Origin of the sequence: Sorangium sp. So ce176 (genome assembly GCF_051519835.1) — a bacterium.
Taxonomy (GTDB): domain Bacteria; phylum Myxococcota_A; class Polyangia; order Polyangiales; family Polyangiaceae; genus Sorangium; species Sorangium cellulosum_G.
Genome location: NZ_CP150371.1, coordinates 5,647,577 through 5,666,053 on the forward strand (window position 1 = coordinate 5,647,577; position 18,477 = coordinate 5,666,053).

11 protein-coding genes are annotated in these 18,477 nt (G+C 71.9%); 3 read left to right on the forward strand and 8 right to left on the reverse strand.

Translation table 11 applies throughout. The features are described 5' to 3' along the window. Window positions 1-22: 22 nt before the first annotated feature. From WMF42_RS21095 to WMF42_RS21115, 5 genes are read right to left on the reverse strand one after another with little or no spacing between them, the layout of a single operon-like run. Window positions 23-1,390 (reverse strand): T6SS phospholipase effector Tle1-like catalytic domain-containing protein, encoded by a 1,368-nt coding sequence (locus WMF42_RS21095; protein WP_437693846.1) that lies wholly within the window; start codon window positions 1,388-1,390, stop codon window positions 23-25. 15 nt (window positions 1,391-1,405) lie between these two features. Further along, the gene (locus tag WMF42_RS21100; RefSeq protein WP_437693848.1) at window positions 1,406-1,822 is read right to left on the reverse strand and encodes a hypothetical protein; all 417 of its coding nucleotides are present in this window, start codon (window positions 1,820-1,822) and stop codon (window positions 1,406-1,408) included. Next, entirely contained in the window at window positions 1,816-2,745 is a 930-nt protein-coding gene (locus WMF42_RS21105; RefSeq protein WP_437693850.1) for a DUF4123 domain-containing protein, read from the reverse strand. The genes WMF42_RS21100 and WMF42_RS21105 overlap by 7 nt, the downstream gene beginning before the upstream one ends. A 7-nt stretch (window positions 2,746-2,752) precedes the next feature. Beyond that, window positions 2,753-4,990, reverse strand: a complete 2,238-nt coding sequence (locus WMF42_RS21110) for a type VI secretion system Vgr family protein (protein ID WP_437693852.1) — start codon at window positions 4,988-4,990, stop codon at window positions 2,753-2,755. 43 nt (window positions 4,991-5,033) lie between these two features. Next, window positions 5,034-7,244, reverse strand: coding sequence for a DUF2169 domain-containing protein (locus WMF42_RS21115; protein ID WP_437693854.1), 2,211 nt, complete (start codon window positions 7,242-7,244; stop codon window positions 5,034-5,036). A gap of 140 nt (window positions 7,245-7,384) precedes the next feature. Between WMF42_RS21115 and WMF42_RS21120 the strand changes: the two genes are divergently transcribed. Together WMF42_RS21120 and WMF42_RS21125 are read left to right on the forward strand one after the other, a co-directional pair. Further along, entirely contained in the window at window positions 7,385-11,032 is a 3,648-nt protein-coding gene (locus WMF42_RS21120) for a hydantoinase B/oxoprolinase family protein (RefSeq protein WP_437693856.1), read from the forward strand. Between the two features lie 337 nt (window positions 11,033-11,369). Further along, window positions 11,370-12,761, forward strand: a complete 1,392-nt coding sequence (locus WMF42_RS21125) for an AAA family ATPase (RefSeq protein ID WP_437693857.1) — start codon at window positions 11,370-11,372, stop codon at window positions 12,759-12,761. A 102-nt stretch (window positions 12,762-12,863) separates the two neighbouring features. Here WMF42_RS21125 and WMF42_RS21130 read toward each other — a convergent pair whose 3' ends face one another. From WMF42_RS21130 to WMF42_RS21140, 3 genes are read right to left on the reverse strand one after another with little or no spacing between them, the layout of a single operon-like run. After that, window positions 12,864-14,090 (reverse strand): cytochrome P450, encoded by a 1,227-nt coding sequence (locus WMF42_RS21130; RefSeq protein ID WP_437693859.1) that lies wholly within the window; start codon window positions 14,088-14,090, stop codon window positions 12,864-12,866. Between the two features lie 57 nt (window positions 14,091-14,147). Beyond that, window positions 14,148-14,342 carry a ferredoxin gene (locus WMF42_RS21135; protein WP_061610132.1) on the reverse strand — a complete coding sequence of 65 codons (195 nt, stop codon included), beginning with the start codon at window positions 14,340-14,342 and terminating at the stop codon, window positions 14,148-14,150. 22 nt (window positions 14,343-14,364) lie between these two features. Next, on the reverse strand, window positions 14,365-14,955 hold the full coding sequence (locus tag WMF42_RS21140; RefSeq protein WP_437693862.1) for a TetR/AcrR family transcriptional regulator: 591 nt from the start codon (window positions 14,953-14,955) through the stop codon (window positions 14,365-14,367). Between the two features lie 302 nt (window positions 14,956-15,257). On the opposite strand from WMF42_RS21140, the gene WMF42_RS21145 reads away from it, so the two are divergent. After that, complete coding sequence (locus tag WMF42_RS21145; RefSeq protein ID WP_061610134.1) at window positions 15,258-17,993, forward strand: bifunctional acetate--CoA ligase family protein/GNAT family N-acetyltransferase; 2,736 nt, start codon at window positions 15,258-15,260, stop codon at window positions 17,991-17,993. Window positions 17,994-18,477: the final 484 nt, after the last annotated feature.

Below are 18,477 nucleotides of genomic sequence, written 5' to 3' on the forward strand. Positions count from 1 at the left end.
ACCCGGCGGCCAGCGCGCGGCGTCACCTGCGCGAGGCATTGAAATAGACGCTCCGCTGGCGCACCGGCGGCCTCGGGCGGCCCTCGTACCAGTCGACGAGGTTGTCGATGGGATTCTCCAGCCAGTCGTTCAGCTTGTTGAGCTTGTCCATCGGCCGGTCGAGGAACGTCGTCGGCCCGAACTCGTCGAGCTGGTCGTGGATGTACTTCACCTTGAGGTACATCCACGACTTCAGCGTCGCCCGCGTCACCGAGAGCCTCTTGTACTCGTCGTTCGCGAGCGCCTGGATGTACCGGTCCCCCAGGATCGGCTTGCGGTCGGCGCGGTACCGGTTGTACGCGGTCCGCAGATCGCCCGGGACGACGGTGAACGCGGCGGGCAGGCCCGAAAGCGCCGAGAGCGGGACCCCCTTCTGCAAGCTCCGCCTGTGCATGTCCTCGAGCGGGATGTGCGCGAGGTGCACCAGCCTGCCCTGCTCGCCCGGCCCGTAGCCGCCGCCCACGTCGGCGTGCGCCCCCGGATACGGGATCTCCTCCATGTTCCTCGGCAGCGGCTCCTCGCCGCCGACGGCGTTGACGAGCCGCCGCCACGCGCTCTTGCCCTTGATCGACTGGACCGAGAAGAAGCTCCGCCGCTCGTCCTCCGCGATGTAATGGGTCGTCCACGCGACCCAGCCCGCGTCGACGTTGAAGTCGTACTCGACGTCCAGGTCCTTGCCCGCCACCGTGAAGGATCCGACAGTGTCGAAGACACCGAGGAACCACACCTTGAGGCCGCCGAGCGGCGGATAGACCTTCACCGGCACGAGCACCGTCCCCGACACCGAGTTCCCCATCGCGATGTAGTCGGTGCGGGGCGCCGCGTGGGTGTTGTTCACGCGGAACTTCTTGACATTATTGACAAAATCGCGCGCCAGCGCGGCGCCTCGGCTGAAGCCGTAGACGTCGATGATCTTCTCGACGGCGAGGTGGTTCTTCCCGCGGTTGAAGAACTCGTCGAGCTGCTCTCGGCCCCAGTCGATGCGCTTGCGGCCGCCGAGGCCCATGCCGCCGCCGAGGATGTCCTCGACCTTCTGGCGGGCCGCGCCCGGCTTCACCTCGGAGCCGACGCCGATGTGGTACGCGGACGTCTGCACCGTGCCCTGGCGCTTGTAGAGCTTGAAGAGCTTGGCGATGTTCGTCGGGTTCTTCCGGGCCCAGTCGACGAACATGTTGTTGCCGGTGCCGTCGAAGAACACGCCGATCCGGATGCGCCCCGCCGGGCAGCGCTCGGTGCCGGACGGCGGCTCGTTCGGGAGCGCGCTCGCGCACATCTGGTTGTAGCTCGCCTTGGTCTGCGCCGGCGTGCCGCCGCTCAGCGGCTCGTTGGCGTCGATGCTCTTGCCCTTCATGCGCCCTCCGGAACCTCAGCCCTGCCCGCCGCCGCCGTCCGCCTCGTCGCCGCGCGCGCGCGCCCAGTACGCGACGGGATCGCACATCCGCGCGGCCTCCTCCCACTCCCCCTCGGTGAGGTGCGCGAGGAGCGCCTCCACCCGCTCGTCCGGCGGGATCGAGGCGTCCGCGAGCACGCGCGCCGCGGCCGGGTGCTCGTCGAACGCCGGGCAGAGCTCGATCATGTGCGCCACGAAGACAGTGAGGCTCGACTCCCACGTGAGCCCGTGGCCGCGCCCGCGCGCGAGCCCGTGCCGGACGCGAAAGCGCAGCTCGTCGTCCGACAGGCGCTCTGTCGCGACCCCGTGAAACCGCCGGAGATGACCCACCGTCCGGTCGACGAACGCGGGATCCCCGGCCTCGCTCCGCTGGCGGCGCTTCACCTTCAGCACGGCTTCCCCCCCGGGCGCGCGTAGCGCAGGACGTCGAGATCCTCGCTCTCCATGTACATCTCGCGGATCTCGCCGAAGAGATCGCCCTTCTGGAGCGGCGTGCACGTCGGCACGAAGGCGCGGAGGACGCCGGGGTCGTAGAAGCGGAAATAGAGCCTGTCGCCTGTCTCGTCCTCCTCGACCATCAAGAAGCGGCGGAGGTGGCGACGCACCTCGCGGAAGGGCAGCGGGCACGAGAGGAAGATCCCCCATCGCTTGCCCCAGCCCTCGTCGACGAGCCGCTCGAGGAGGCCGCCGTCGCCGCCGTCGACCTCGTTGACCGTGAGCCGGACGAGGTACGGGGCCACGTCCGCGAGCGACTCGCCCTCGAGGCCCTCGTACAGCGACCTGTACGGCGCCACCGACTCGCGCAGGAGCACGAGGATCCGCGCGCTCCGCGCCGCGTCGAGCACCGCGTAGAGCGGCCCCGGCGCGCGGCGCAGCCGGTCCTTCGCGACCCGCCGGCAATACGCGCGCTGCTCCGCGGCGCGCGCCGCGAGCTGCCGCAGGAACGGTGCGTCGAACAGCGCGTCCGGCGCGTCCGGGTCGATCTCGTCCTCGTCCTCGTCGTCGGGAGGGGTCGCCGCCTCGATGTACGCCATGAGATCGGTCCCGCCCGCGCGGATCCAGGCGCCGTTCTCGAGCTCCGCCTCGGCCACGGGCTCGCCGCCGACGAGCGTCCCCCGCGAGCTGCCGAGGTCCTTCAGGCGGAGCGCCGCGCCGTCCCAGCGCACCTCGAAATGGAGCGCCGACATCTGCGCGTCCCCCGGGATCGCGAGATCCGCCCTGTCGACGCGGCCGACGCGCAGCCGGCCGCCCGGCGCGATCGCCGCCTTCTGCCCCTTCATCGGCCCGTGACGGACCTCGATGATCGCGCGCTGCACAGGCACCTTACTGCGCGATCCCCGTGATCGCGACGTCCTCGGGCTCGGGCTTCACCGGCGCGACAACCACCGCCTCCTTCGCCTCCTCCGGGGCCTCGGGCTGCGCGCCCGCGCCGGACCCGGCCGACCCACCGCTGTTGATCTTCACGAGATCGCCCTGGATCGTCACCCCCTGCGCGTCGATGCGGATGAACCCGCCCGGGCCCTTCAGCGTGAGGTCCTTCGCCGCCTCGATCACGAGCGCCGTGCCCGCCTTGAGGTGGATCTGCTGGCCCGCCTCGAGCGCGTGGCTCTTCGCGATCTTCTCGTGCCGGTCCTTGCCCACGGTCAGCGACTGCTTGCCGTCGATCTGCTCGTTGCGCTTGCCCTGCACGCGGAGGTGGCAGTCGCCCTCGACGCGCTCGCGCTTCACCTGCCGGATCACGATGTCCTGATCCTCGCCGACGAGGATCGCGACGCCGCCGTCCGTGCGCTCGATCTCGTCGCCGATCACGAGCTTCTCGTGCGATCCGCCGACAACGGTGACCCGGTTCACGCCCGTGATCTCGGTGCGGTTCACGCCGGTGACCTCGGTGCGGTTCGCCCCGGTGGTCTCGGTCTCGTTGCGCACGACGAGCTTCTGCCTGTCGTGGCCCACCGTGATCGCCTCGTCGTTCTTCACGAGCTTGCGGAGGTTCTTCTGGGCCTGCAGATAGACGAGCTCCCTGCCCTTCAGGTCCTCGAACATGATCTCGTTGAAGCCGTTCGACCCCGGCGACGAGTCGCTCTTCCACGTGCTCCGGGTCCTGTGGTCGGGCAGCTTGTACGGCACCTTCTGCGTGGCGTTGAACACGCAGCCGACGATGACGGGCTGATCCGGATCGCCGTCGAGGAAGCCGACGAGGACCTCCTGGCCGACGCGCGGGATCACGATCATGCCGTATCCGGTGCCCGCCCAGCCCTGGCTGGCGCGGATCCACGAGGAGCTGCCGTCGTCGAGCCGGCCCTCGCGATCCCAGGGGAACTGCACGCGGACGCGGCCGAGCTCGTCGACGTGGATCTCCTGGCCGGCGGGGCCGACAACCGTCGCGCTCTGCACGCCCTCCACGCGCGGCTTCGGCGTCCGCTGCGGGGGGAGATACGGCACGTCCGTGAACACGGCCTGCGCGGACATGCGCCACTCCAGCGTCGGGTCGCCCTCCACCGCGCACTCGCTGACGAGCAGCGTCGCCGCCTCGTTGAGCTCGGCGTGGGGGTGATTCTCGAACGAGCAGATCGACCCCGGCAGGAGATCGATCGCGTTCGTCTCGAACGACACGAGCCGCTTGCCGGCGCGCGCGCCCAGCAGGAGCCGCTCGGCGCGCGCCTTGCCGAACGCCTGGTCGTACCGCGCCACGCCCCTGTCGTCCGCGACAGGCGTGCCGCCGCCCTTGCCCGTCTCGACGAGGAACGCCCCGGGCTCGTACCGGTACTGCTCCAGCCGGCTCTCCGGCTCCGGCGATCGCGGCGCCTCGCCGAAGAGCGGATAGGCCGGGTTGCGGAAGTCGTGGTCGCGGAGCGCGAGCGCGCCGGGCCGGACCTCGTGGGCGAGGCGCACGCGGGTGACGAACTCCGTCTCCGTGACCTGGTTCGGGCTGTCCACGAAGCGGAGCGGTCCGCCGGCGCGCGGCGACTCGGCGTGGGGGCGGTCCACGAGCGTGAGCGCGGAGCCGCCGGCCTCGTCGTTCGCGAAGGCGAACGCGATGCCCGCCTCCTCGAGGAGGCGGCAGAGGAAGGCGTTGTCTGTCTCGCCGTACTGCACCTTGTACTCGAGCTTCGGGTACTGGCCGCGGTTGATCTTCCAGACTGGCTCGATCGACCACTCGGCGAGGAGCCTGTCGACGATGTCCGGTATCGCGAGGTGCTGGTAGATACGGTAGTTGCGGCGCTGCGTGAGCAGCCACAGCGCGGGGACGATGCGCAGGTGGTACGTCGACACCTCGAGGGCGCTGCCCGTCGTCTCGACGCCCTGGGCCTGCTCGATGTTGCTGACGATGCCCGCCCAGAGGCGCGCGCCCCCGCCGAGGCCGCTGACGACGGACCGGACGCCGCTCGCGGCGCGCAGCGACGCGGGCTGCCCGACGATGGCCTGGAGATCGACGGAGTGGCTCTCCGAGCGGGCGATGACGGAGACGGTGAACAGCGCGGAGATCGCCTCGTGGACGCGGAACCGGTGGACGGAGAGCGAGTCCTCTCCGCACGCGAACGAGAGCTCCAGGTGCAGCATGCGCGGGTCCTCAGGTGGTGGTTCGTCGTTCGTTCTTCATCGTTCAGCGGCGCGAGGGCAGCGGCGCCACGCGGGCGAGCGCGAGCACGCGCAGGGCGATGGGGTGAGACTCGTGCTGGTCCACCTGGAGGTGCAGCTCGGCGAGGATCCGGGCCCGGAAGCGCTGGTACAGCGGGAGCTGCTGCGCGAGGGCCTCGGGGAGATAGGCAGGGATCTGCTGCGATGAGCCGGGCGGCTGGAGGAGCGCGCGCAGGTGCGGGCCGCCGAGGACGGGGCGCCGCTGGTACTGCCGCTGATCGAGGAGCGCGCGCTCGGTCTGCGTCCTGAGGTAGCCCGCGGGGGCGACGCGCTTGCCCTCGAAGGCCTCCTTGATCCGCGTCGTCAGGCCCTCGGCGACCGCCGGGGAGCTGCGGAGCTCCGGCAGCTTCAGGAACTCGTGCGCGGGCGCGACAGCGGCCCTGAGCAGATCGTCGTTGCCCACGAGCGGCGTCGCCGCGGTGACCGTGGCCTTCAGGGTCTCGAGCTCGTCGAAGCCGAAGATCAGCTCGCCGGCGAGGAGGCAGACAGGCGGAACGAACTTGCCGCCGTCGCGCACCGCCTCGATGACGGCGTCCTGCGCGCCGTCGGCGTCCGTCGCGCCGGCGCGGGCGATGATCTCGAAGATCTCGCGGTGATCCTCGACCGCCATCGGATCCTTCGCGAGCGCCGGCTCGTCCGCCTCGCGATCGAGAGGGCGCTCGTCGAGCTCCTCGAGCAGCGGGCGGAAGGCGGGCTGCCGGCGGACGCGCGGGACGCTCTCCGGGTCGAACCAGATCAGGTGGACGATCTCGGCAGGGCCGGAGCGCGCCGCGGCGGCGCCGCGCGCCGACGGCGTCCGGGCCGGCGCCGAGGCCGGGGCCGGCGGGGCGGGCGCCGGATCGGGCCGCGGCAGCGGCGCGGCGGCCGCGGAGGAGCCGATCGTCGAGGGGGGCGCGGCGGCGGCGCGCGCGGCGCCGGCCACCCAGGGGCTCTCGACGGGCGGCGGAGCGACGACCGCGGGCCGCGGGCCGACAGCGGGCTGCGGGGCCGGGGCCGGCACGACGAACGGGAGCGCCAGGCCGCTGGCCCCGGTTGTCGGCACCGTCTCGCCCAGCCCGCTCGCGGGCATGTCCGTGCGGCCGACGCCGCCGCGGCGCGCGGACCGGGCGCCGGCGCTGCTCGACGCGGGCGAGGACGGCGTCTCGCGCCCCTCCCCCGGGTCGCTCTCGCGCCGCACCGACGCGCTCGGCGCGCTGAACAGCGCGCTCACCGGCGCGCTCACCAGGCTGACGCGCACCGCGCCCGCCTCGTGCGGGTGCGCGAGCGGGATCTGCCCGCGCCAGGTGAGCGCGCACAGGGCGCGATCCGTGTGGATCCACAGCAGATCCGGCCGCAGCGCGACCGGCTGCGCGGCCTGCCCCGGGCGCTCCACGAACGCCTGCGCGCGCTCTCCGGCGAGGCGCGTGGCGAGGCGGGGGAGCTCGGGGTGGAGGTTCTCGAGCACGATGCGCTCGTCGCCGCGCAGCGCGGCGACCTGCTGGTCGGGCGGGGCCGCGTTGAAGTACGACGCGTCGAGGTCGGCCGGGAGCGGGCTCCGCTGCCACTCGCCCGACGCGAACGCCGCGGCGTGGCGCCCCAGCCTGGACCGCCGCGCTGGCCAGGAGGGGGCGATCGGGCCGAAGCCGACCGGCTCGATGACGTCCTCCGGTCCGGAGATCGCGGTGCCCGGCGGCACGAGGTTCGGGAGCCGGTGCGCGCCGTAGGCGTCGCGCGCGCCGGCCGCGATCCCGACGGCGTTCGCCGCGTCGGCGCCCCGGGCGGCGCGCTCCCAGAGGAGCGGCATCCGCGCGAACGGCTGCCCCTCGCGGAGCGCGCCCTCCTTGGTGAAGCTCCTGTCGCAGAACACCTCGATCGGCTTGTCGATCTCGCCGACCGAGAGCCGGGCGACGAGCGAGCGGACGGGCACCTGCCCCGGCGCGAAGGCGTGGCCTACGAGCACGACGTCGGCGCGCGGGCGGATCGGGACGATGTCGGTCGAGGCGTACAGGCTGAAGGCCGGATCGTCGCGCCAGTGCGCGTCGGCCTCGCGCAGCGGCTCCTGCTCGGGCGCGAGGGGCGACTCGCCCGGCCGCAGCGCGAACGTGGCCTTGCAGGCGAACGTGAGCATCCACGCATCCGGTCGCGGCTGCCACAAGAGCGAGGCGACAGGGAGCGGGCCGAGGGCAAGGACCTCCATCGAGGAGAGCATACACAAGCTGTGTCCACGACATGAGATTCCCGGTCCGGGGTGCTTCAGGCTGCGGCGCCTCGGGCGGCGTGGGCGCCACCGGCGCTACAGGCGCCGCCGCCGCCGGGCCGGAGTAAGGAGTGGATCCCATGACCTCGACCTCACGCGCATGGCAGTTCTGGATCGACCGCGGCGGCACGTTCACGGACGTCGTGGCCAGGCGGCCGGACGGCTCGCTCACCACCGCCAAGCTGCTGTCGGACAACCCCGAGCAGTACGCGGACGCGGCGGTCGAGGGCATCCGCCGCCTGCTCGGCCTCGCACCCGGCGATGTCATCTCCCCCGCCCAGGTCGAGTGCGTGAAGATGGGGACCACGGTCGCCACCAACGCGCTGCTCGAGCGCAAGGGCGACCGCACCGTGCTCGTCACCACGCGCGGCTTCCGCGACGCGCTGCGCATCGGCTACCAGAACCGCCCGCGCCTGTTCGACCGCCACATCGTGCTGCACGACCTGCTCTACGAGCGCGTGATCGAGGCCCGCGAGCGCGTGGGCGCGCGCGGCGAGGTGGTCGAGCCGCTGGACGGCGCGGCGCTGCGCCGCGCGCTGGAGGAGGCGTTCACGGGCGGCATCCGCGCCTGCGCCGTCGTCTTCCTGCACGGCTACCGGTACGCCGCGCACGAGCGGGAGGCGGCGGCCATCGCGCGCGCTGTCGGCTTCACCCAGGTCTCCGCCTCGCACGAGGTCAGCCCGCTGATGAGGCTCGTCTCGCGCGGCGACACCACCGTGGTCGACGCGTACCTCTCGCCGATCCTGCGCCGCTACGTCGAGCAGGTGGCCCGCCAGATGCCCGGCGTGCCGCTCTACTTCATGCAGTCGAGCGGCGGGCTGACGCGGGCCGACAGGTTCCAGGGCAAGGACGCGATCCTGAGCGGGCCGGCCGGCGGCATCGTCGGCATGGTGCGCACCGCGCTCGCGGGCGGGTTCGAGAAGGTGATCGGCTTCGACATGGGCGGCACCTCGACCGACGTGTCGCACTACGCCGGCGAGCTCGAGCGCGCCTTCGAGACGCAGGTGGCCGGCGTCCGCATGCGCGCGCCGATGATGAGCATCCACACAGTGGCCGCGGGGGGCGGCTCGCTCCTCACCTTCGACGGCGCGCGGCTGCGCGTCGGGCCGGAGTCGGCCGGCGCGAACCCGGGACCTGCGTGCTACCGCCGCGGCGGGGCGCTGGCGATCACCGACGCCAACGTGATGCTCGGCAAGATCCAGCCGGAGCTCTTCCCGCGCGTGTTCGGCCCCGGCGCGGACGAGCCGCTCGACAGCGAGGTCGTCGCGCGGCGCTTCCAGGCCCTGGCCGACGAGGTGCGCCGCGAGACGGGGCGCCCCATCACGCCGGAAGAGCTCGCCGAGGGCTTCCTGCAGATCGCTGTCGCCAACATGGCCAACGCGGTGAAGAAGATCTCTGTCGCGCGCGGCTACGACGTCACCCGGTACACGCTGCAGTGCTTCGGCGGCGCCGGCGGCCAGCACGCCTGCGCGGTGGCCGACGCGCTCGGCATGCGCCGCGTCTTCGTGCACCCGCTCGCCGGCGTCCTGTCCGCCTACGGCATGGGCCTGTCGGACCAGAACGCCATGCGCGAGGCCGCCGTGGAGCGGCGCCTCGACGACGCCGGCCTGGCCGCGGCGACCGAGGCGCTCGACCGGATCGGCGCCGAGGCAGAGGCCGAGCTCGTCGGGCAAGGCTTCGCGCCCGGCGGCGTGCGGACGCTCCGGCGCGTGCACGTGCGCTACGACGGCACCGACACCGCCCTTGTCGTGCCGCACGGCAGCGCGGAGGCGATCCGCGCGGCGTTCGAGGCGGCCTACAGCGCGCGGTTCGCGTTCCTGATGCCCGACAAGGCGCTGATCCTGGAGAGCGTCTCCGTGGAGGCGATCGGGCCGGGCGAGGCCGCCGAGGAGCGGCCCGCGGGGGCGCGCCCGCACCGCCCCGAGGCCGACGCGCGGGCGCGGGTCTTCTGCGAGGGGGCCTTCCGCGACGCGGCGCTGCACCGGCGCGAGCGCCTCGAGCGCGGCGCGGTGATCGACGGGCCGGCGATCGTCGCCGAGGCCAACGCCACGACCGTGATCGAGCCGGGCTGGCAGGCCGAGATCACCGCGCTCGACCACCTGGTGCTCACCCGGGTGGCGCCCCGCCCCGAGCGCCGCGCGGTGGGCACCGAGGTCGACCCGGTGATGCTGGAGGTGTTCAACAACCTGTTCATGAACATCGCCGAGCAGATGGGCCTGCGCCTGCAGAACACCGCCCACTCGGTGAACATCAAGGAGCGGCTCGACTTCTCCTGCGCGCTGTTCGACGCCGAGGGCAACCTGATCGCGAACGCCCCGCACATGCCGGTGCACCTGGGATCGATGGGCGAGTCGATCCGGACCGTGATCGCGCGCAACCCGGGGATGAAGCCGGGCGACGTCCACGTGCTCAACGACCCGTACCACGGCGGCACCCACCTCCCCGACGTGACGGTCGTCACGCCGGTGTGGGACGAGGCGGGCGCCCGCGTGCTGTTCCACGTGGCCTCGCGCGGGCACCACGCCGACATCGGCGGCATCACCCCGGGCTCGATGCCGCCGTTCTCGCGGACCATCGCGGAGGAGGGCGTGATGCTCGACAACGTGAAGCTTGTCGAGGGCGGGCGGCTGCGCGAGGCGGAGATCCTGGCGCTGCTCGGCGGCGGCCCGTACCCGGCGAGGAGCCCGCAGCAGAACCTGGCCGACCTGCGCGCGCAGATCGCGGCGAACGAGAAGGGCGCGCAGGAGCTGCGCGCGATGGTGGCCCAGTTCGGGCTCGCCACGGTGCAGGCGTACATGAAGCACGTGCAGGACAACGCCGAGGAGAGCGTGCGCCTCGCGATCGCCCGGCTCGACCCGGCGCTCGTGCGCGACGGCCGGTTCACTGTGCCGCTCGACAACGGGTCGAAGATCGAGGTGGCCGTCCGGATCGACAGCGAGGCGCGCTCGGCGGTCGTGGACTTCACCGGCACGTCCGCGCAGGTGGACGACAACTTCAACGCGCCGCGGGCGGTGACCATGGCCGCGGTGCTCTACGTGTTCCGCACGCTGGTGGACGACGACATCCCGCTCAACGCCGGCTGCCTGAAGCCGATCGAGGTCATCGTCCCCGAGGGATCGATGCTCAACCCGCGCCCGCCGGCCGCGGTGGTGGCGGGCAACGTGGAGGTGTCGACCTGCGTGACCAACGCGCTGTACGGGGCGCTCGGCGTGCTGGCGAGCAGCCAGCCGACCATGAACAACTTCACGTTCGGCAACGAGAGGCTCCAGTACTACGAGACGATCTCGGGCGGGTCGGGCGGAGGCATCGAGATCGGCGCGGGCGGCGCGCGCGGCTTTCCGGGCACGAGCGTGGTGCAGACGCACATGACGAACTCGCGCCTGACCGACCCCGAGGTGCTGGAGCACCGCTTCCCGGTCCGGCTGTTGCGCTACGAGATCCGCGAGGGCTCGGGCGGGCCCGGGCGCTTCCCGGGCGGGAACGGCGGCACGCGCGCTGTGCGCTTCCTGGAGCCGATGACGGCGTCGATCCTGTCGAACGGGCGCTCGACGGCCGCGTTCGGCCTTGCCGGCGGGGGCGCCGGGGAGCCGGGGCGCAACGTGGTGGAGCGCGCGGATGGATCGATCGAGGTGCTGTCGCACATCGGATCGGTCGAGATGGGGAAAGACGATGTGTTCGTGATCGAGACGCCGGGGGGCGGCGGGTATGGAGCGCCCGTGGCCGAATGAGGGGTTCGCCCAAGAATATCCGTTCGCGTCGTACTCGGCAGGAACGCGAGCCCTCTCTCCCCGCCTCGCTGCGAGGCCTCTGGTGGAGATCCGGCATCCGCGGCCTCCGGAACGTTTTCCCCTTCAGGCGCCGCGGGTAAGCTCGCTTTCGGTGGGCATCAGGTGCGCAGCCTGCGATTGGACGCTGAACGACGCCGAGCGCTTCTGTCTCATGTGCGGCGTGCCGGCGCCGTGGTTCGCCCCGCAGCAAGCGCTCGCGCTCCGGGCGGGCGGCTTGACGCCGCCGCCACCGCCTGACTCGCCTGCACCCGCGAGGCGCGCGGGGGATTCCTCGCCCTTGCCATCTGGTCCAGAGCCGATCGACGTGTTCATCTCGTACGTGCCGGAGGACGAACGCCACCGCATGCGGCTCGAAGTGCACCTCGGCCTGATGATGCGGCAAGGGCTGCTCCGCATGTGGCACCGCGGGCGCGTGGGCGCCGGGGAGGTGGTCGACACGACGGCGGCTGCCAGGCTCGAGGGCGCGTGGCTCGTCCTGCTCCTGGTGAGCGCCGATTACCTCGCTTCCGAGGAGTGCTTCACCCTCGAGGTGAGCCGGGCGCTCGCGCGCCACGAGCGCGGCGAAGCGCAGGTGATCCCCGTGCTCCTCCACGCGTGCGACTGGGCGAGCGCGCCTTTCGGAACGCTAAGGGTGCTCCCCACGGGGAGCAAGCCCGTCTCGAGCTGGCGCAACCGCAACGAGGCGTGGGCCGATGTGGCGCGCGGCATCCGGCGCCTCGTGGAAGCGCGCGGGAGGAGCGCGCTGGAGGCGCTCGTGTTTGGCGCTCCGGGCACGCTGGCGCCGCCGCCCCTCGTGCAATCTCGGGGTGACGGGCCGCCTCCGCCGCCCCCGGGTGACAACGGGCAGCTTCCTGGCTTTGGGCCGCCTCCCCCGCCCCAAGGTGGCTACGGGCAGCTTCCTGGCTTTGGGCCGCCTCCGTCGCCCCGACCTGGCTTCGGGCTGCCTCCGACGCCCTCGGAGGACCATGAGCAGCCACCACCGCCCACGAACGCTCCTGGCCGGTGGGCCCGCAGCGCTCCCCTACCCAGCCACGCCGGCGCCCCCACGCCGCGACGGCGTCCCCTGCTCGTGCTCCCCGCCGCGCCCGCGGACTTCGTGGGCCGCGAGGAGGAGATCGCCGACATCCTCCAGAACCTCGGCCCCTCGGGCGCAGCGATCGTCGGCCCCGCCGGCGTCGGGAAGACAGCGCTCGCGCTCCGCCTCGCCGAGGAGCTCGAGCCGCACTACCCCGAGCTGCGGATTCACGTCGACCTCGGGGGCGCGGGCCCCGCGTGCCTGCATCCGACCCTGGCGATGGTGCGCGTCCTCGAGGCGATCTTCGCGGACTTCGAGCCACCCGGCGATGCGGCGGCGCTCGAGGCGCTGTACCGCCGCACCCTCTCTTCCACCCCGGCGCTGGTGCTCCTCGACAACGCCAGGGATCCCGCGCAGGTGGCGCCGCTCCTCGCCGGCTGCACGCAGGCCCTCTTCCTTGTCACGTCGCTCCAGCCCGTCGCGCTCCCGGAGGTCTACACGCGGCAGCTCGGCCCGCTCGCCCCGGACGACGCCTGCGCGCTGGCGCGCGCCCTCGCCCCGCGCCTCGACGAGCCCAGCGCCCGGGCGCTGGCGGCGCGGTGCGGCTTCCTGCCGCTCGCGATCCGGGTGGCCGCGAGCGCGAGCGCCGGGTGAAGCGCGCTACGCCTCCGCGGATCGCAGCTCGTGCGCGCGGGCTGCGATCCGCGTGAAAGCGCTGCGCCTCCCGGGACCGCGCCTCGCGCGCGCGGCCCGCGATCAGGCGCCGAGGCGGACCTTGAACGAATCCATCTTCCGGATCGCCGGGTGCGGCCCGAACGTCGGCGGCGACTCGAGCTTCATGTCGGGGAACCTGCGGAGGAGCGAGCTCACGGCGACCTGCGCCTCCACGCGCGCCAGGTTCGCGCCGATGCAATAATGGGCGCCGCCGCCGAACGCGACGCTCCCGACAGCGTCGCGCCGCGGATCGAACCGATCCGGGTTCGCATAGGCGGCCTCGTCGCGCAGCGCCGCGGCGAAGAAGAGGACGACCATCTCCCCCTTCGGGATGCGCGTGCCGCCGATCTCGACGTCCTCGGTCGCGTAACGGAACGTGCCGAGCTTGCCGAAGTTGTCGAAGCGGAGCACCTCGTCGACGACCCCCTTCATGAGCTCGGGGTCCCGCTGGACCTCGGCCAGCACCTCGGGGCGCTTCAGCAGGTTCAGCACCATGAACGCGATGAGGTGCACCGTTGTCTCGGAGCCCCCCACGAGCAGCGCCGAGACGAGCGACACGAGCTCCGGCTTGCTCAGGCGATCGCCCTGCTCCTCGGCCTGGATGAGGGCCGTCAGCATGTCGCCCTCGATCGGGTGCTTGCGCCGCTCCTCGATCACGTCGCCGAGCATCCCCATCCCCTCGCGGATGCCGGCCACCATGCGCTCGAGCTCCTCGGGCGACAGGAGCATCATGAAGAGCTGCTTCACCGCGGAGTCCGCGAAGCGGTGGAACGCCGCGTCGTGCTGCGGCGGGATATGCAACATCTCGCTGATCACGCGGACCGGGATGTGCTCGGAGAAGTCGTGGACCACGTCGACGACGCCCTTGCCCGCGATCGCGTCGAGCCGCTCGTCGACGATGGCCTGGACCCGGGGGCGCAGGCGCTCGACGGCGCGCGGCGTGAGCGCCGGGCTCACGAGCTTGCGCACCCGGGCGTGATCCCTGTCCGGCAGCGAGAAGAGCCCGTGCCGGTTCATCTCCTCGACCTCGGGGACGGTGATCTTGGCGAAGTCCGGCGCGTGCGCCCACGCCGCGCGATCGGCCGTGAAGCGGCTGTCGCGCAGGATGGCCTGGATCTCGTTGTGGCGGCTGGCGATCCACCCGTGGCCCTCGGGCCAGTAGCGGATGGGCGCCTCGCGCAGCCGCGCGTACACGGGATACGGATCCTCCGTGTACCCCGGCGCGAACGGATTGAACTCCACCGTGGGACGTGAACTCTCCTGCATCATGTGAGCACCTCTCCTTGCCTTCGGTCCTGCGTTCGGTCGGCCCTTCTCCTCCCCGCTTCAGCGCTCGACGAGCGACAGCGCGCCGCGCGGGCAATCGCGCACAGCCCTCTCCACCTTGTCGCGGAGCTCGGGCGTCACGTCCGTGACGAGCAGGTGCAGGCGGTCGTCGTCGTCGACGCGAAACGCCTCGGGCGCCGCACGCACGCAGACGCCGTTGGCTTCACAGCGCTCTTCGTCCACCACGATCTTCATGCGTCCCTCCCTCGTTCTCTGCTCATGACTTCAGGATACGGAGCACCACGTCCAGCGGTGGCAGCGCGGCGTCGGGCTCCACGAGTCGATTGACGGCGAGGCCCTGGATGATGGCCACCAGGGCGCGCGTCAGCTCCGCGGAGGGGCCCTGCGCGACCTCGCCCGCGCGCTGACCTTCCTGGATCATCGCCTCGAGATCACCGAGGACCCGCAGGCGGAAGCGCCTCAACAGGTCGCTCAGCACCGGCGACGCGTCCTCGGCGACGACATGCACCGTCATCAAGAGGTGCTCCGGCTCCTCGCGCAGGCCGGCGATCATCCGCCCGCACACATAGACGAGCCGCTCCCACGGCGTCCCCTCGCGCGCCCGCTCCAGCGCCATGAGCAACTCCCACCCCTCCGCCGAGGCCTCGACGGTGGCCGCGAACAGCGACTCTTTCTCGGGGTAGTAGTGATAGACGAGCCCGTGGCTGATCCCGGCCTGCGCGGCGATGTCGGCGATCTTGGCCGCCGCGAACCCCTTGCGGCCGAAGACGGCGCGCGCCGCCCCGAGCAGCGCCCGGCGCCGCTCGTCCTTGATCTGCTCGAACTGCTCGGCGCTGCGAGGACACATGAACGCTCCCCCCGAGGCGTTGATTGACTTGTCTATCAACCAAACCAGGGGTCGTCAAGCGACGCCCGCCCCGCGTGCGCTGACGGCCAGCGATCACGCGCGATCGTGGAGATTCAATGGCCGAGTCCGCCAGCCGGGCAGACCGTCGTCGCCAGGTACGAAACTTGCGAACATCCACGCATCGGCGTACGTCCTCCCGGAGAAGCATCCAACGCATCCGGCCAGCGGGGCGGCGAGACGGCCATTGCGGTCTCCGCACGACGGCCCCAGAACCTCCCGCCGAACCCCCTTCAAGGAGCCTCATGGCTGACTCGCTGCCCACGACGGACCGCGCCCACGACGTGCTTCGTCAGGAGTTTCAGAGCCTCGACCCGATCTTCAAGCCCCGCAACGTCGCCGTCATCGGCGCGACGGAGAACAGCGGCGCCGTCGGCCGCACGCTCCTGTGGAACCTGATCAGCAATCCGTTCGGCGGGACCGTGTTTCCGGTGAACCCCAAGCGGTCCAGCGTGCTCGGCATCAAGGCCTACCCGAACATCGCGGCCGTGCCCGCGAAGGTGGACCTCGCCGTGGTCGTCACGCCCGCGGCGACGGTGCCGGGGCTCCTTGGCGAGTGCGTGGACGCCGGCGTGCGCGGCGCGATCATCATCTCGGCCGGATTCAAGGAGATGGGCCCTCCGGGCGTCGAGCTCGAGCAGCAGATCATGGCGCGCGCCCGCGGGAAGATGCGCATCATCGGGCCGAACTGCCTTGGCGTCATGAACCCGATCGGCGGGCTCAACGCCACGTTCGCGAAGGGGCAGGCGCGTCCGGGCAACGTGGCGTTCATCAGCCAGTCCGGCGCGCTCTGCACGGCGGTGCTCGACTGGAGCTTGCAGGAGCAGGTCGGCTTCAGCGGCTTCGTCAGCATCGGCTCGATGCTCGACGTCGGGTGGGGCGATCTCATCGACTACTTCGGCAACGACCCCAAGACGAGCAGCATCCTCATCTACATGGAGTCGATCGGCGACGCGCGATCGTTCCTGTCGGCCGCCCGCGAGGTGGCGCTGACCAAGCCGATCATCGTGATCAAGCCGGGCCGCAGCGAGGCGGCGGCGAAGGCGGCGGCCTCGCACACCGGCTCGCTGACCGGCTCGGACGAGGTGCTCGACGCGGCGTTCCGGCGCGTGGGCGTGCTGCGCGTGAACGACATCGCGGACCTGTTCTCCATGGCCGAGACGCTGGCCAAGCAGCCGCGCCCGCGCGGCAACCGGCTGTGCATCGTCACGAACGCCGGCGGCCCGGGCGTGCTGGCCACCGACGCGCTCGTCGCGCACGGCGGCGAGCTGGCGCCGCTCTCGCCGGAGACGATGCGCGAGCTGAACAGCTTCCTCCCCGCCGCCTGGAGCCGCAACAACCCCGTGGACGTGCTCGGCGACGCCGGCGCCGACCGCTACGCCAGGGCCCTGGAGATCTGCGCGAAGGACCCGCACAACGACGGTGTGCTCGTCATCCTCACGCCGCAGGACATGACCGAATCCACCCAGACCGCCGAGGCGCTGCGCAAGCACGCGCACGTCGACGGCAAGCCGGTCCTGGCGAGCTGGATGGGCGGCGTGGAGGTGGAGGCCGGCGAATCGATCCTGAACCGCGCCGGGGTCCCGACGTTCGAGTACCCCGACATCGCCGCGCGCGCGTTCTGTTCCATGTTCCGCTACTCCGACAACCTGCGTTCCCTGTACGAGACGCCGAGCCTCGATGAGCGGGCGCGGAACGTCGATCGCGACAAGGCCGGCGCGCTGATCGCGGGCGTCAGCGCGGCCGGCAGGACGCTGATGGATGAGTTCGAGTCGAAGCAGCTCATGGCGGCGTACGGCATCCCGACGGTGCAGACGGGCGTCGCCCGGAGCGTGGACGAGGCCTCGGCCATGGCCAGGGAGATGGGGTATCCGGCCGTCCTCAAGCTCTACAGCGCGACGATCACGCACAAGACCGACGTGGGCGGCGTGAAGCTCGACCTGGCCGACGACGCCGCCGTCCGCCGGGCGTTCGCGGAGATCCAGGAGAGCGTCTCTCAGAAGGCCGGCGCAGAGCATTTCCAGGGCGTGACCGTCCAGCCGATGGTCGCGCTGAAGGACGCTTACGAGATCATCCTCGGCAGCTCGATCGATCCGCAGTTCGGCCCGGTGCTCCTGTTCGGGGCCGGCGGGCAGCTCGTGGAGGTCTTCAAGGACCGCGCGCTCGGCCTGCCGCCGCTCAACGCGACGCTCGCCTCCCGCATGATGGAGCAGACGAAGATCTACACCGCCCTCAAGGGCGTGCGCGGCCGCAAGCCCGTGGACCTGGAGGCGCTGGGGCACCTGCTCGTGCGGTTCTCGCAGATGGTGGTCGAGCAGCGATGGATCCGCGAGATCGACATCAACCCGCTGGCCGTGAGCGCCGAGGGCATGATCGCCCTCGACGCGCGCGTCGTCCTGCACCCGCCGGGCACGCCGGAGTCGGCGCTCCCCCGGTCGGCGATCCGCGAGTATCCGACGCAGTACGTGACGGAGCTGAAGAGCCGGGACGGGCAGGCGTTCACGATTCGCCCGATCCGCCCGGAGGACGAGCCGCTGATGGTCAAGTTCCACCAGAAGCTCTCGGAGCGGACCGTGCGCCTGCGGTATTTCTACCCGATGCAGCTCGACAGGCGCACCGCGCACGAGCGGCTGACGCGGGTCTGCTTCGCGGACTACGACCGCGAGATGGCGCTCGTCGTCGAGAGGCCGCCGGCGGCCGGCGCCGAGCGCGAGATCATCGGCGTCGGCCGGCTGAGCAAGCTGCCGGGCACGAACGACTCGGAGTTCGCGCTGCTGATCAGCGACGAGCACCAGCGGCAGGGGCTCGGCTCCCGGCTGCTGGGCCTCCTCGTCCAGATCGCGCGCGACGAGGGGCTCTCGCGCATCAGCGCCGACATCATGGCCGAGAACGTGGAGATGCAGCGCGTGTCGCAGAAGCTCGGCTTCCGGCTGACCCACGATCTGGAGGACTCGAGCTGCAGGGCGGAGCTCGCGCTGTAGGCGCTATGCGCCCGGAGCGCGCGCGCTACCCGAGCTTCAGCGTGAACGCCGCGGTCGGGAGCGGCAGCGGGGCGAGCCCCGCGACGGCAAAGGCGATGACGTCGAGCCGCGCGACAAGGGCCGGTCTCGCCTCTCCCGTCTCACCTCTCCCGCCTCGCCTCTCCCGTCTCCCGTCTCAGCTCTCCCGTCTCACCTCTCCCGTCCCGCGCTTCGCGTCTCCCGTCTTTCGTGCGCGTGCGCGCACGAAAGACGCGCACGGGGACGGGGAGGCGGCAGACGGGAGACGGGAGAGGGGAGACGGGAGACGGAGGCGGGGACGGGAGACGGAAGGACGATGTACCCCACCTGTCCCCCAACTCCTGCCGACGCAGGCCTGAGCCATCGACCCGGGATGCACGCGGTGGATGAGGTCCATGCCGCCTACGCATTGGAACACGAGCTCCCCGCGACCTACATCGCGCAGCATCCCGCTCTGCTGCGCGCG

What these genes read in the sequence shown, in the direction of transcription:
- WMF42_RS21095 (WP_437693846.1), bottom strand. Translation starts at nt 1,390, where the DNA reads ATGAAGGGCAAGAGCATCGACGCCAACGAGCCGCTGAGCGGCGGCACG.
- WMF42_RS21145 (WP_061610134.1), top strand. Translation starts at nt 15,258, where the DNA reads ATGGCTGACTCGCTGCCCACGACGGACCGCGCCCACGACGTGCTTCGT.
- WMF42_RS21130 (WP_437693859.1), bottom strand. Translation starts at nt 14,090, where the DNA reads ATGATGCAGGAGAGTTCACGTCCCACGGTGGAGTTCAATCCGTTCGCG.
- WMF42_RS21140 (WP_437693862.1), bottom strand. Translation starts at nt 14,955, where the DNA reads ATGTGTCCTCGCAGCGCCGAGCAGTTCGAGCAGATCAAGGACGAGCGG.
- WMF42_RS21115 (WP_437693854.1), bottom strand. Translation starts at nt 7,244, where the DNA reads ATGGAGGTCCTTGCCCTCGGCCCGCTCCCTGTCGCCTCGCTCTTGTGG.
- WMF42_RS21120 (WP_437693856.1), top strand. Translation starts at nt 7,385, where the DNA reads ATGACCTCGACCTCACGCGCATGGCAGTTCTGGATCGACCGCGGCGGC.
- WMF42_RS21135 (WP_061610132.1), bottom strand. Translation starts at nt 14,342, where the DNA reads ATGAAGATCGTGGTGGACGAAGAGCGCTGTGAAGCCAACGGCGTCTGC.
- WMF42_RS21110 (WP_437693852.1), bottom strand. Translation starts at nt 4,990, where the DNA reads ATGCTGCACCTGGAGCTCTCGTTCGCGTGCGGAGAGGACTCGCTCTCC.